Annotated in this window: 10 protein-coding genes and 1 tRNA gene; 6 read left to right on the forward strand and 5 right to left on the reverse strand. The window is 71.8% G+C overall.

The window, feature by feature from the left end; all coding sequences use genetic code 11:
• Nucleotides 1-16: 16 nt before the first annotated feature.
• Nucleotides 17-2,806: an AAA family ATPase gene (locus ACTWQC_RS21700; RefSeq protein WP_443317430.1), complete on the reverse strand. Its 2,790-nt coding sequence runs from the start codon at nucleotides 2,804-2,806 to the stop codon at nucleotides 17-19.
• Between the two features lie 179 nt (nucleotides 2,807-2,985).
• Between ACTWQC_RS21700 and ACTWQC_RS21705 the strand changes: the two genes are divergently transcribed.
• The 3 genes from ACTWQC_RS21705 (at nucleotide 2,986) to ACTWQC_RS21715 (ending at nucleotide 5,620) form a co-directional block, all read left to right on the forward strand.
• The gene (locus tag ACTWQC_RS21705; RefSeq protein ID WP_443317431.1) at nucleotides 2,986-3,603 is read left to right on the forward strand and encodes a TetR/AcrR family transcriptional regulator; all 618 of its coding nucleotides are present in this window, start codon (nucleotides 2,986-2,988) and stop codon (nucleotides 3,601-3,603) included.
• Nucleotides 3,604-4,088: 485 nt separating this feature from the next.
• A complete protein-coding gene (locus ACTWQC_RS21710; protein ID WP_443317432.1) occupies nucleotides 4,089-5,054 on the forward strand; it encodes a hypothetical protein in 966 nt (321 codons plus the stop codon).
• 80 nt (nucleotides 5,055-5,134) lie between these two features.
• On the forward strand, nucleotides 5,135-5,620 hold the full coding sequence (locus ACTWQC_RS21715) for a DoxX family protein (protein ID WP_443317433.1): 486 nt from the start codon (nucleotides 5,135-5,137) through the stop codon (nucleotides 5,618-5,620).
• Nucleotides 5,621-5,713: 93 nt separating this feature from the next.
• Here the strand turns inward: ACTWQC_RS21715 and ACTWQC_RS21720 are convergent.
• A tRNA-Leu gene (locus ACTWQC_RS21720) sits at nucleotides 5,714-5,798 on the reverse strand.
• 226 nt (nucleotides 5,799-6,024) lie between these two features.
• Here ACTWQC_RS21720 and ACTWQC_RS21725 point away from each other — a divergent pair.
• Both ACTWQC_RS21725 and ACTWQC_RS21730 read left to right on the forward strand, forming a co-directional pair.
• Nucleotides 6,025-7,344 (forward strand): M20/M25/M40 family metallo-hydrolase, encoded by a 1,320-nt coding sequence (locus tag ACTWQC_RS21725; protein ID WP_443317434.1) that lies wholly within the window; start codon nucleotides 6,025-6,027, stop codon nucleotides 7,342-7,344.
• A 360-nt stretch (nucleotides 7,345-7,704) separates the two neighbouring features.
• A complete protein-coding gene (locus ACTWQC_RS21730) occupies nucleotides 7,705-8,463 on the forward strand; it encodes a chaplin (protein ID WP_443317435.1) in 759 nt (252 codons plus the stop codon).
• 89 nt (nucleotides 8,464-8,552) lie between these two features.
• Here the strand turns inward: ACTWQC_RS21730 and ACTWQC_RS21735 are convergent, their stop codons facing one another.
• Nucleotides 8,553-8,741, reverse strand: a complete 189-nt coding sequence (locus ACTWQC_RS21735) for a DUF5703 family protein (RefSeq protein ID WP_443317436.1) — start codon at nucleotides 8,739-8,741, stop codon at nucleotides 8,553-8,555.
• 47 nt (nucleotides 8,742-8,788) lie between these two features.
• On the opposite strand from ACTWQC_RS21735, the gene ACTWQC_RS21740 reads away from it, so the two are divergent.
• Nucleotides 8,789-9,508, forward strand: coding sequence for a hypothetical protein (locus ACTWQC_RS21740; RefSeq protein ID WP_443317437.1), 720 nt, complete (start codon nucleotides 8,789-8,791; stop codon nucleotides 9,506-9,508).
• 80 nt (nucleotides 9,509-9,588) lie between these two features.
• Here the strand turns inward: ACTWQC_RS21740 and ACTWQC_RS21745 are convergent, their stop codons facing one another.
• Entirely contained in the window at nucleotides 9,589-12,270 is a 2,682-nt protein-coding gene (locus tag ACTWQC_RS21745) for a helix-hairpin-helix domain-containing protein (RefSeq protein WP_443317438.1), read from the reverse strand.
• Complete coding sequence (locus tag ACTWQC_RS21750) at nucleotides 12,267-13,250, reverse strand: aldo/keto reductase (protein ID WP_443317439.1); 984 nt, start codon at nucleotides 13,248-13,250, stop codon at nucleotides 12,267-12,269. The genes ACTWQC_RS21745 and ACTWQC_RS21750 overlap by 4 nt, the downstream gene beginning before the upstream one ends.
• Nucleotides 13,251-13,357 lie beyond the last annotated feature (107 nt).

Raw genomic sequence — 13,357 nt, forward strand, 5'->3', positions numbered from 1 at the left:
CTCCCTCGCGTACGGTTCACTCGCCGTGCCCGTTTCCCGCGGCGAACAAGCGGATCAGATCCGCGCGCGAGGTCATGCCGAGCCGCTCGAAGATGCGGCGCAGGTGGTAGTCGATGGTGCGGGGGCTCAGGCAGAGCCGGGCGGCCACCTCCTTGTTCGTCGCACCCCCGGCCACCAGCCGTACGATCTGGCGTTGACGTGAGGTCAGACTGCGTGCCGCGCCGCCCGGCTCAGGCCCGTCCGGCCCCGTGGCCCGCCCGTCGTCACCTCCGGCCCGTAGTTCGGCTCGGGTCCGGTCCAGCCACAGCCGTGCCCGGTAGCGCCGGAAGACCTCTGCCGCCTCACGGAGTTGGACCCGGGCGTCCCCGCGCCGGCGCTCCCGATTGAGGTACTCGCCGTAGAGCAGGGCGGTGCGGGCCCGCTCGAGTTCGCGATCACCGCTCCGGTGCAGGTGCAGAGCATGCCGGAAGTGTGTTTCGGCGTCGTCGGCTTGGAGGAGCGCGCGGCAGCGTGCCGCCAGGGCGGCCGGCCATTCCCGGCCGGTCGCCTCGGCCCATCGCGTGAAGGTGGCCGCGGCCCGCTCAGCCCGGGACCGGTGGCCCGCCCGGACGGCCGCCTCCACGTACGTGGGCACGGCCTCGATCGCAATGCCCGGGTGTCCCAGCCTGGTACGGGCGAGCCGGTGCAGCTTGGCGGCCGCCTCGGCCCAGTCCCCCGAGGCGAGGTCGAGCTGGGCCAGGCCCCACAGGCCGAGAGCGGAGGCGAGCCCCACGCCGTGTGCCGCCGCTTCGTCGACGACACGGTCGGCGTACTGCTGGCACACCTCGGCGTCACCGGCGAGCCCAGCTGCGAGCATCAGCATGCCCATGAGGTTGCGGGCGCAGTTGAGTTGGCCCGTCTCGCGGGCGAGCCGCAGCGCCTCGGTGGCGGTGAGCGCTGCGGTGTCCGGTCCGCTCAGCCAGCACTCCGGGTAGGCGAGGTACTGCATGGCGTGCGCCATCGTGGGAGTGTCGCCCGCCGCGCGCGCCAGCGTCACCGCGCGTGAAGCGAGCGCACGCGCCCGGGTGTCGTCGGCGGCGAACAGCGCACCGTGGGCAGCCCAGGCGAGGAGCAGGGGATCGTTCACCCGCGCGGCTGCGTCAAGTCCCTTGCGCAGCCGGGCCACCCCTGAGGGCAGCCGTCCCTGGAAGGAGTCGGCGACCCCGAGGAGAAAGTCGGCGGCGAACCCGACCTCCGCCTGATCCGGCCCCGGTGCGCCGTCGAGCAGGGCCAGCGCACGCCTGCCTGCCCGTACCGGTAACGCGGCGCTTCCCGCGTACAGACCCGCCTCCCCGGCGGCGACGAGGGCTTTGACGGCGAGCGAGGGGTTGTCGCGGGCGAGTGTGTCCGCGGCGGCCACCAGCAGGTCGTAGGCATCGGACGCCGCGGTGTGGTGCAGGGAGATCACGCCCTGCAGATAGGCCATGCGTCCCCGCAGGCACGTCTGGTCCGCACCGACCAGGGTTCCCGCGCGCTCCAGCAGCCGGGCCGCGCGCCGCAGCCGCCCGGCCCGCCTGCTGCAGTCCGCCGCGGTGACCAGGCGGCGACCCCGGCGGCCGTCATCGCCGGTCAGTTCGGCCGAGCGTTCCATCAGTGCCGCGGCGCGCGCGTGTTCGCCGTGCTGCCGGGCCCGGGCCGCCTGGCGTTCCAGATCGTCGGCCAGCCGGGCGTTCGTCTCCGACAGCAGGGCCGCCTCGTGCCAGCAACGACGATCGTCATCGGCTTCGGCGAACGCCCGCGCCAGAACCTCGTGTGCCCAGTGCCGTTCGGCCAGGCCGACACCGTGATAGACAGCCCGGCCGAGGTCGGGGTGGCGGAAGAGCACCGAGGTCGCCGACAACGTGACCAGCCCGGCGTCCTCGGCGGGTTGCAGCGCCGCCGGGTCGATGCCCGCCCGTCCGGCCATACGGAACAGGGAGATGGGCTTCAGGTGCGGTTCGGCAGCCAGCAGCAACAGCAGCCGCCGGCAGTCGCCGGGAAGCCGGCGGAATCGAGCGAGCCGGATGTCCGTGAGCCGGGGTACGAGGGGCAGGGGATCGGGCAGTTGGGCGGGCTGGCTCAGCTGCGCCGGGGTCAGTGTCCGTAACAGTTCCAGCAGGGCGAGGGGATTGCCTCCGGCCGTATGGACGAGGACCTCGCGTACGGCGGGTGCCACCGGCGAGGGCTGATGCTCCGTGATCAACCGCAGGCAGTCGAGGTCGCCCATGCCTGTCAGGTGCACCGCCGGCACACCCGGCAGGAGCGCGGACCCCTCGCCGTCCGTGCCGGCCAGGATCAGTACGCGTGCGGTGCTGATCCTGCGGGCCACGAAACCCAGGGCGTACCGGGACTCGGCGTCGGCCCAGTGCAGGTCGTCGACGCTGATCAGCACGGGACGTCTGCCGCCGGCGCTCACCAGCAGCCCCAGCACCGCGTCGGCGACGAGCAACCGCTCGCGGGGCGGTGGGATGCGCCCGAGCAGCACCCGCTCCAAGGCCTCCCGGGAGACCGGCGGGAGGCGGCGCAGGCAGGCGGTCAGCGGCCGGACCAGCCGCTGTACCACTCCGTACGCCAGGGTCTCCTCCGTACGCACCCCGTCGGCGCGGACCGTGTGGAAGTCGTGGGCCAGGCGGGACGCGTGCCGGATCAGCGCGGTCTTGCCGATCCCCGGATCTCCGGTCAGCAGCAGAGCGCCGCCGCGCGCTCCCCGGCAGGCTTCGACGCTGTGCGCGAGCCGGCGGCACTCGGTGCGTCTGCCGATGACTGATTGCTCCGTGCCATACGTCACGAGCGCGCGCCTTCCAACTCGACGCCCCGGCAAGAATAATGATTATTCTTCGGCTGCTGTGCAACCGTTGGGACGGAATCACCTCGGCCGGGGGCGGCATCCCAACGGCCGCAGCCCGGCAGCCCGGCAGCCCCGCCGCCTGAGGGCAGCCGTCACCGCGGCCCGGCTACGCTGGGGCCGTGGCAGAGCCCGATTCCCTCTCAAGGCCGTCCAGTCCTGTGATCCGCGACCGGCTGATCGAAGCGGCAGTCCAGGAATTCGGCGAGCAGGGTTACGACCGAGCCCGGGTGCAGGACATCGCCCGCCGCGCCGGGCTCTCGACCGGAGCCATCTACGGCAACTTCCGCAACAAGGCCGACCTGCTCGCCGAGGCCGTCGACTACGGCTTGGCGGCCGCGTCGCGGAAGCTCGGCCAGGCAATGGACCGCGGTGCCGCCGCCGCCGACGTTCTCGAACTGATCACCACCGGCCTCTCCGATCCACACCGGCGCATGTGGGCGCCTCTGATGAGCGAAGCGCTCGCCGCCGGGCGGCGGGACGGCGAGGTCGCGCGCCGAGTCCACGCCGCCCTGCACCGGGCGGAGACCGAGCTCACGGAGCTGGTCGCAGGTGCCCAACGGGACGGCTCGTTCACCGCCGACATCGATGCGGCGGCCCTGGCCCGCATGGTGCTCTGTGTGTCCATAGGCGTGGACGTTCTCGCGGCCCTGAACGTGAAGAGCCCGGACCGCAACGCATGGGCCTCTTCCATGCACCGTCTGTTCGCCGGCCTGACCGCGCACGGGTCTACGCGCTGATCGGCTGCAGGACAGCGACGGCGCTCACCGGTGGCACGGCCGCGGATCGGCGAAGTCACCAGTGTTGTCGCGGCCAGGCCGGCCCATGGCGCAATAAAGAATGCAGGTCAGCCACTCAGCGGCGTCTTCCCTGAATCTCCTGCCATTTGAGGTCTGTTGACATGGGAAACGCGGGGCGCCACTCTGCGGTGCACCAAAGCAAGGGCAGGTCGGTGACCCGGCCGCATTCGACACGGCCCACCGGCCGTCGTCGACATGGGAACCCGGCACCGGCACGGAATGCAGGCCCTCGGCGTATTCGGCTATCGGGTCGGACGAAGTGACCTTCCGGCAACTCGAGCCGAATGGCAGCACATTCCGCTTTCCGTTGCCTTGAGGCTTGGACCGCCTTGGGTCGCCCGCCTCCGCGCGCCGGTCCAACAGATCTGCACAGCCCATCTGCACAGCCCACGTCATGACGTCCTGAACCGCAAGGAGGAAAAACCGTGTCCCTGCGCAGCCTCCCGCTCATTTCCGTCACCATGGCCACCGCATTAGCGTTCGGCGCACCACAGGCCGTCGGCGCCGCCGACCCCGCGCCGGCCGACCGTCAGGAGACCGCCCCGACCCAGCAGCCCTCCGCCCCGCAGACCACCACCGTGCGGTACGGGCCGTTCACCATCCCCGCCGCGACCGAGGACGACCACGGCACGACCCACAACCGCATCAAGTTCAACATCCAGAAACCCTGCGACAACTGCTTCATCACGGGCTTCAAGCCCAATCTCGTCTACGCGGACGGGTCGAACGCGAACGTCAACACCGGCCCGATGCTGCACCACGTAGTGCTGGGCACCCACAGGACACGCGACGTCGTGTGCAACGGTCCTCAGCGGATTTTCGCCTCCGGCAATGAGCGGGTGGAAAGCGTTCTGCCGTCCGGATACGGCTTCAAGGTCGGCCGCGAGCGGTGGAACATGATCTACGACCTGATGAACCACGTGCCGCAGGAAAAGACGGTCTACATCTCCATCACGTTCACCCATGAGTCCGCAACCGGCTCCCGCCTCAAGCCGGTCACACCGATCTGGATGGACGCCGGCGGCTGCCTCGGCAGCGTGTACGACGCTCCCGAGGGCGTCAGCGAAAAGACCCGGCGATGGCGCTCCACGATTTCCGGGAAACTCGTGCACATGCGCGGCCACCTCCACCACTCAGGCCACTCCGTCTGGACCGAGAACCTCACCAAGGGCGAGCCGCTGTGCACCATCGTGGCGGAGGAGGGCGGCAGCCCCGAGTTCATCGATCCCCACGGGCACACCGAGATCTCGGACATGCCGCCCTGCAGCGGCGAGCCCCTGGGCACGATCGAACGGGGCGACGTCCTGCAGATCACGAGCAGGTACGAAATCAACGGTCACGCGCACGACGACGTGATGGGGATCATGGTCGGCTGGGTGGCCGAGAACTGATCCGCGCGGACGAAGAGGTGGGGCGGCCCGGCGGTCCACCGGACCCGCCCCACCGACCCCCACCGTCGAGAGGTGCACTCATGAACCTGGATCAGCTCCGCGGACCGGTGCTCTCGCTGTTCCGCATCGTCACGGGCTTTCTCTTCCTGCTCCACGGAATGGCCTCGCTGTTCGGCCTGTTCGGCGGCGCCCGCGGGAGCGGGCAGGCCGTCGAGTTCGGCACCTGGCCCAGTTGGTGGGCCGCGCTCATCCAGCTGGTCTGCGGCGGGTTCGTCTTCGCGGGGCTCCTCACCCGCACCAACGCGGCGATCGCATCCGGCTCGATGGCCTACGCCTACTTTGTGGTGCACCAGCCGGTTGCGCTGCTGCCCCTGGCCAACGGCGGCGAGCCGGCGGCCACGTACTGCTGGGCGTTCCTGCTCATCGCCGTTCTGGGACCGGGCAGCTGGGCCCTCGATTCACTGATCCGCCACTCCCGCGAACGGGCGGCGCCTGCGCGCGAGGGGGCGCGCGGTAGGTCATCCCGGATCTCCTGGACACCCTGGACCTCTTCAAGGAACGCCTGATCCGGCAGCAACGCGCGCGGGCCGAGGCTTTGCCTCGGCCCGCACACGTTGGGGATATGGAACGCGGGACGATCTCGTGAACGTCCCTCAACGTGTCCGAGGGGGGACTTGAACCCCCACGCCCGATAAAGGGCACTAGCACCTCAAGCTAGCGCGTCTGCCATTCCGCCACCCGGACAAGGTGTCCGCCGCCCGGCCCGTGGCCGTTCCGGCGGGGAAAACCATAGCAAACATCCGGCCGTGCTCGATCACACGACCGTACGACCGCGGGCCGTGACGACCGTGTGTCGGCAGCATTGAGGCCTTGGGCTGCGGCGCCGGGCGCGGGAGGATGGCACTGGACCCCCGCCCCGGGCGCCGGCCCGACCCGGGCAGTCCGTGGCAGCGAACCACGAGGAGGCAGCGTGAGCGAGTCGAAGCCGGCCCCTACCGGTGAGGACGAGGTCGTCGACCTGTGCCGGGACCTGATCCGGATCGACACCAGCAACTACGGCGACCACTCGGGCCCCGGTGAGCGCGCCGCCGCCGAGTACGTGGCCGAGAAGCTCGCGGAGGTGGGGCTGGAGCCGCAGATCTTCGAGTCGCGCCCGGGCCGCGCCTCGACGGTCGCGCGCATCGCGGGTGAGGACCCGTCCCGGCCCGCGCTGCTCATCCACGGCCACACCGACGTCGTACCGGCCAACGCCGTCGACTGGACGCACCACCCGTTCTCCGGCGAGATCGTTGACGACTGCGTCTGGGGACGCGGCGCTGTCGATATGAAGGACATGGACGCGATGACCCTCGCCGTCGTACGGGAACGGCTGCGCAGCGGCCGGAAGCCCCCGCGGGACATCGTCCTCGCCTTCCTCGCCGACGAGGAGGCGGGCGGCGTCTACGGCGCGCGGCACCTGGTCGACAACCACCCCGGACTCTTCGAGGGCGTGACCGAGGCGATCGGCGAGGTCGGCGGCTTCTCCTTCACCGTCAACGAGAACCTGCGGCTCTATCTGGTGGAAACCGCCCAAAAGGGCATGCACTGGATGCGGCTGACCGTTGACGGCACGGCGGGACACGGCTCGATGACCAACACCGACAACGCGATCACCGAACTGTGCGAGGCCGTCGGACGGCTGGGCCGCCACGAGTTCCCGGTCCGGGTCACCAAGACCGTACGGTCCTTCCTCGACGAGCTGTCGGACGCGCTCGGCACCCCGCTCGACCCGGAGGACATGGAAGCGACGCTCACCAAACTCGGCGGTATCGCGAAGATCATCGGGGCGACGCTGCGCAACACCGCGGCCCCGACGATGCTGGGCGCGGGATACAAGGTCAATGTGATCCCGGGGCAGGCGACCGCACACGTCGACGGCCGTTTCCTGCCGGGGCACGAGGAGGAGTTCCTCGCCGACCTCGACCGGATCCTGGGTCCCCGCGTGAAGCGCGAGGACGTGCACGCCGACAAGGCGCTGGAGACCAGCTTCGACGGCTCGCTGGTCGACGCCATGCAGTCCGCGCTCAAGGCGGAGGACCCGATCGCGCACGCGGTGCCGTACATGCTGTCCGGCGGGACGGACGCCAAGTCCTTCGACGATCTCGGCATCCGCTGCTTCGGCTTCGCACCGCTCAAGCTGCCGCCCGAGCTGGACTTCGCGGGCATGTTCCACGGGGTCGACGAGCGCGTGCCGGTGGACGGGCTGAAGTTCGGCGTCCGGGTGCTGGACCGATTCCTCGACCAGTGCTGATGAAGCCCCCTGCTGGTGAAGACCCTTGGGGATGACACGGCAGCCGCTGATACGGGGATCGAACGCACTTAGCCGGAAAGAGTGAAACACCCGGACGGCCCCGTGGCTCGGATTCCCCCTTCCTCGTTACGGCTGTGCAGTCTCGGCTGAGACCGCATGGCCGGCAGGGGAGGCGTGATCGGGATGCTCGACCTTCCCTTCGGCAACACGTGTGTCAACGCGAGACGTTGTACCGCAACCCATGAGGGTGTGATCCCGGGCCCCGGAGTGCGCGCCATGCACTCCGGGGCCCGGGAATTGGCGAGCGGGCAATCGCCCGTGAGCATGTCGAGAGGCGATAGGCAGCAGGGGAGCGAACCTATGCGACAGGTCGCGAGAAAGAGCCTGATCACGGTTGCGGCTGCGAGCGGTGTGCTCGCCGTGACCGGAGGCTATGCGTACGCGGACGCGGACGCGGGAGCAATTTCCGGGAACTCGCCGGGCATTGGGTCCGGCAATACGGTCCAAGTGCCCGTACACGTGCCGGTGAACCTGTGCGGCAACACGGTCAACGCCGTCGGCCTGTTCAATCCGGCCAATGGCAACAGCTGTGCCAACGTGTCCGGCGGCGGGCACGAGTCGGGTGGCAACGACGACTCGTCCGCTCGTGCCGGGAGCGGCAATTCGGGGGGTGTGGTCTCGGGGAACATCGTGCAGGTACCGATCGATGTGCCGATCAACGCCTGCGGCAACAGCGTCAACGAGATCGGTGTCGGAAACGCCACCATCGGCAACAAGTGCGCGAATGTCTCTCAGGGCACGCCGGGGTACCCGCACGAGCCGGAGCGCCCGCACGATCCGGACCGCCCGAACAACCCGGACAAGCCCGATGACGAGGACAAGGGCAAGGACAAGGGCAAGGGCAAGGGCAACGGCCAGGTCAAGCCCGGCCACGAGGACGACTCCGAGGTGAAGCCCGCGGTGGAGCACAGGCCGCAGGCCGTCACCGCGCCCGAGGGCGACGAGGAGCTCGCCGAGACCGGCGCGGGCATGCTGGGCGCAGCCGGAGCCACGAGCGCCGCACTGCTGCTCGGGGGCGCCGTGCTCTACCGCCGCTCCCGGGCCGCGTCCAGGTCGTAAGTCCAGGACAGGCGCGGAACGGCGCACGGCGGAGCGGGCCTCGCGGTCGCGGGGCCCGCTCCGTCTTCACCTTGTGTCACTGCATCGTCTCACCACGTAGCGCGCGGCTGGCGAATGATCCGGCGCCGCAGCCGCACCCGGCGGCTCCCGTCCGGGTTGAGCCGCAGGCGGTCCAACTCCCAGTGTCCATACTCTGCATGGTCGGTCAGCAGACGTGTGGCGGCGCTGCGGGAGACCCCTCGTGGCACGTACACGTCGCGAAATTCATATTCCGGCATCGCATCTATTGTGCGGGTAGTGCCCCACTACGGATAGCGTCTGCACTATGTCTGATGCTGCGCAGCCATCCGCTGCCGAGGTACGCGCCGCCGCCGAGGCGGTCAAAGCCGCGCTCGACCGCCACCTCGACGCGGTCGAGAGGCGGTCGGGAGAGGACGACCCGGCCGTCTACACCGCGTTCAACGAGCTGGCCGCGGCGGCCGAGGCGTACGACGAGCTGCTGTACGAGGTCTACGACGAGGTCACGCCCTTCGAGATCCCGGGCGACGGCACGATGCCCGCCTACACCGGCCCCGAGGAGCCGCACGCGCTCAGCGTGCTCATCCGCCGCGACTACACGGTCACGGAACCGCAGCGACTGCTCTCCCAGGCACAGCGGGTGGCCGACCTCGATCCGGATGTGGAGCTCGGCGGCCCAGGGCTGAACGGCGCCGAGGCCGGGACCGGCGTCGGCGTTCACGCGGCACTCGGCGTGCTCTTCGGGGAGTACGAACCGGACGAGATCGCCTCCCGGCACAAGGAGTTCGGCCTGGAGGAAGGTGACTCCACGCTGTGGGTGACGGCTGCCGACGAACCCGCGGAGCCGGGGGAGTGGCTGAATGCGCCGTTCGACCAGGCGGATCCGGAGCGGGTCATCTGCCGCTTCGACGTCAGCGCCGTATTCGACGAGGAGCTCGACGACGAGGAGCTCGAGGACGAGGGCGAAGAAGAGGAAGTGGACGACGAGGACGACGACGAGCTCGAGCCGCTCGACTCGGAGCGGTGAACGCCCTCTCGTCCGTTTCTTACTGGTCTCGCGGAGCTCGCTGATCCCGCGGACCGATCACCACCGCCGCCGGCCGGGGCTCACCCGGCCGGCGGCGCGCTGCTCCGCAGCAGAGTCCGCAGCCGGGTCGTGCGCTCCTTCACCGGCACTTCCGCGACCGCTCGCGGCAGCGCCTGGTCCGCGCCGTGCACCACGGACAGATGCCGCTCGCCACGGCTGAAGGCGGTGTAGACCCAGGACCGGGTCAGCGCCTGCACCGCATCGCCCGGCAGCACCACGACCGCCGCCGGCCAGCGCATTCCTGCGGCCTGATGGGCGGTGAGCGCCCAGCCGTGCCGTACGGTCTCGCTCACGCGGTCGCGCGGCACGATGATGACGCCCGCGCCCGCGCAGTCCAGATGCATGCCTTCGGCGTCGGCCGAGACCACCGTGCCCGGCAGGGTCCGGCCCGGGGCCGGTACGTATGCCACCCGGTCGCCCGGGTCGAAGCCGCCGAAGCGGCCGGGGCCCGGGTTGATCCGGTCCTTCAGTGCGGCGTTCAGCGCCCGAGTCCCCGCGGCGCCGCCGTGCCCCGGCGTGATGACCTGCGTATGGTCCGCGGGTACGCCGATCGCGCGCGGCACCGAGTCGGCGACCAGCTGCACGGTGCGGTGCACCGCCTCACCGGCGTCCCGCACCGGAACGATGACCACTTCCTTGCCGGGCGCCTCCACCTGGCTCAGCTCGCCGATCCCGATGCCGGACACCAGCTCGCCGATGGGGCCGGGGTCGGGTGTACGGGATGCGACCTGCGGGCAGGTGCGGGCGGCGAGCAGGTCGGCGAAGACCTTCCCGGGACCGGCCGACCAGAGGACACCGGGGTCTCCGCTCAGGACCAGGCGCGCGCCGTCCGGCAGCGACTCGACGAGCATGGCGGCGGTCTCCACATCGAGCTGCGGCGCATCCAGCACGGCGAGCACATCGACCGCGAGCGCCCCCTCGGCGTCCCGGCCCGGGCCCTCGACGCCCGCCAACAGCCCGGCCACGGTCACGGCCGCGGGGCCGAGGCCGCCCGCGGACGAGGGCGCGGTGGCGGCTCCGCCGACTCCCGGCGCCGCGCGGCCGGCGCCTTCCGCCAGGCCGCCGCCTTCACTGTCCACGCCGCCGCTCGGGCCGCTTTCTCCGGCCGCCTCGCCGGACTCCCGGGTCCGGCCGTCCGTCTCGCTTTCCGTCTTGCTTTCCGTCGTGCCGCCCGGTGCCTCGTCGGCACTCGCGCCGTGCTGCCCGGCGGCGGCCGGGGCGGGGCCTCCGATCGCCGAACCGGCGGGCGCGGCCGTGCCGAACATGGCCGCCAGCCGCTGACGGCCGTCCTCGCTGTGCGCCGCGGCGTACGCGCGCAGGCCCAGCGCGCGGGCTGCAGCCACCATGGCGGCGGGCTCCGCCCGGGCGGCCTCGCCGCCGGTGTGGGCCACGAGGCCGCTCCCGGCCACGGCGCTGATCAGTTCCGCGGCCGACGGGGACGGCGCGGCCTCGGCCGCGGCCCGCCAGTCGGCGGCGGACGGCACTGTCGCGGCGGAAGGCGCGGACACAGCCGCGGGGCCTTCCGCGGCCTGGGCGTCGGCGCCCTGGTGCTCGCCGTCCGCGCCGCGGACCGCGGCGACGCCGGGCGCGGAGGCCGAACCGCTCTCCGGATCAAAGGTGTTGACCAGCCGCGCGAGCCCGTCCGCGAGGCTCTCCTCGGCCAGCGCGTAACGGTCGAGTCCCACCAGCACCCGTACGGGCTGTTCCTCGTTCTCCTCGTCGCCTTCCGACGCCGCCGAGGAAGACGACGCTGACACCGGGCCGGAGCCGGGGGCGTCAAGGGCGTCCCGGAAGACCAGCACCGCGCCGTCCGCGATGGCAGTCCGCAGCGCAGCCTCCGCGTCCGGCACCGATCGCTGCGCGAGTGCGGAGCTCAGGGTCGCGGGCTCCAGAGCCGTGTGCCCTTCGAGGGCGGCGCGCTCCAGCAGCCACTGGACCAGAGCGCGGGCCCGCCGCTCGTCGGCAGGACCGCACTCCGCGCCGAGCAGGGCCCGGGCGAAGCCGTCGGCCTGCTCGGGGCGCACGCCGGGCACGGCGAGGAGTTGCCACGGATCCTCGCGCAGCGCCTGCGCGGCGCGGTCCCCGAACACGTCGAGCACCTTGTCCGCCAGCGCCTCGGGTGCCCCGCCCGCGCCCAGGACCCCCCGCACGGTCGCACTCTGCGCCTGCCGCTCCGTCGGCGGCAGACCGGACAGCCCGCTACGGGAGCCCCCGGCGGCCGCCGGTCCGCCCGGCACGCCGACCGGTCCCCCGCCTGCCAGACCCTGCGCCGCGTCGCTCCGCCCCTGGCCGTACGCGCCCGGGCCACCGCTACCCGTACCCGGTCCGGAGGCGGCAGGACCGGCGCTCGGGCTGACGCCCGCCGTGGGGCCAGGCGCCGTAGGAGCGTTCGCCCGCCCGGCTGAGCCGGGCGCGGCGGCCGGACGGCTCTGCTCGGTGAAGAACGACGCCGCGGACCGCTCACCGCTCTCCACGGCCCGCACGGCTGCCGCCAGCGCCTCCGCGGCTGCCGACCGCCCCACTCCCGCCTCCGCTCCCGAGCCGCCGCTGCCGGCCGTCGCGTCGTCGCCTTCGCCGGCCACTCCCTCGGCCCCCGCCGCCTTGCCACCAGCAGGGCCGGAGCCGGAGCCTGTGTCCGGGCCGGGCGGCGCCGTCCGCGCGTCGTCAGGTGTGGGCTCGCCGGCGGGGCGGTCCGTGGTCACAGGGTGCTCCAGTCCTGGTCGGGATAGCGGTGCAGGGGCGCCGATACGTCGTCCAGCGCCTGGCAGATCTCGTCGGGAAGCGTAAGCGCCTCCACTGACAACGCCTCTATGAGCTGCTGCGCGTTGCGCGCGCCGACGATCGGGGCCGCCACACCTGGCCGGTCGCGGACCCACGCGAGGGCCACCTGGAGCGGAGTGGTGGCCAGGCCGTCGGCCGCCGTGGCGACCGCGTCGACGATGCGGCTCGCCGCGTCGTCCAGGTAGGGGGCGACGAAGGCCGCGAGGTCCGGGGAGGCGCCCCGCGAGTCGGTGGGGGTCGCGTGCCGGTACTTCCCCGTGAGCACGCCGCGCCCCAGCGGCGACGACGGCAGCAGCCCCACCCCCAAGTCCAGCGCGGCGGGCAGCACCTCCCGCTCGACGCCCCGCTGAAGCAGTGAGTACTCCATCTGCGTGCTCGCCAGCCGGGTGTGGGCCCCGGAAGCGGCCAGCTGCCAGGTGGCGGCCTTGGCGAGCTGCCAGCCGCAGAAGTTGGAGACGCCCACATAGCGCGCACGCCCGCTGCTGACCGCGATGTCGAGTGCCTGCAGCGTCTCGTCCAGCGGCGTCGCGTAGTCGAAGGCGTGGACCTGCCAGAGATCGACATGGTCCGTGCCGAGCCGCTCCAGGGAGGCGTCCAGCGCGGCGAGCAGGTGGCCGCGCGAGCCGTCGAAGCGGCGGTCGGGGTCGGGGATGCTGCCCGCCTTCGTCGCGATGACGAGGTCCCGGCGCGGCACGAGGTCCTCGACGAGCTGCCCGAGCAGATACTCGGCGCCCCCGTCCGCGTACACATCCGCCGTGTCAACGAGCGTCCCGCCGGCCTCCCAGAAGGCCTTGAGCTGGTCGGCGGCGTCGTGCTCGCCGGTGTCCCGGCCCCAGGTCAGGGTGCCGAGCCCGATCCGCGATACTCGAAGACCCGTACGGCCGAGGTGCCTCTGCTCCATGGGCCCTGAGATTACTGGCCAGGCCTCCGCGAGCGGTGGGCTGTGGATAACCCTCCACCAACCCGGCACTGACGGATCCCGCACTCGCACGCTAGAGTCCGCAGGAA

The organism is Streptomyces sp. 8N616 (assembly GCF_052246385.1).
Lineage (GTDB): Bacteria > Actinomycetota > Actinomycetes > Streptomycetales > Streptomycetaceae > Streptomyces.

Bases quoted from the DNA above. Each gene is read 5' to 3' on its own strand.
- ACTWQC_RS21730 (WP_443317435.1), top strand. From the start codon at position 7,705: ATGCGACAGGTCGCGAGAAAGAGCCTGATCACGGTTGCGGCTGCGAGC.
- ACTWQC_RS21715 (WP_443317433.1), top strand. From the start codon at position 5,135: ATGAACCTGGATCAGCTCCGCGGACCGGTGCTCTCGCTGTTCCGCATC.
- ACTWQC_RS21740 (WP_443317437.1), top strand. From the start codon at position 8,789: ATGTCTGATGCTGCGCAGCCATCCGCTGCCGAGGTACGCGCCGCCGCC.
- ACTWQC_RS21750 (WP_443317439.1), bottom strand. From the start codon at position 13,250: ATGGAGCAGAGGCACCTCGGCCGTACGGGTCTTCGAGTATCGCGGATC.
- ACTWQC_RS21735 (WP_443317436.1), bottom strand. From the start codon at position 8,741: ATGCCGGAATATGAATTTCGCGACGTGTACGTGCCACGAGGGGTCTCC.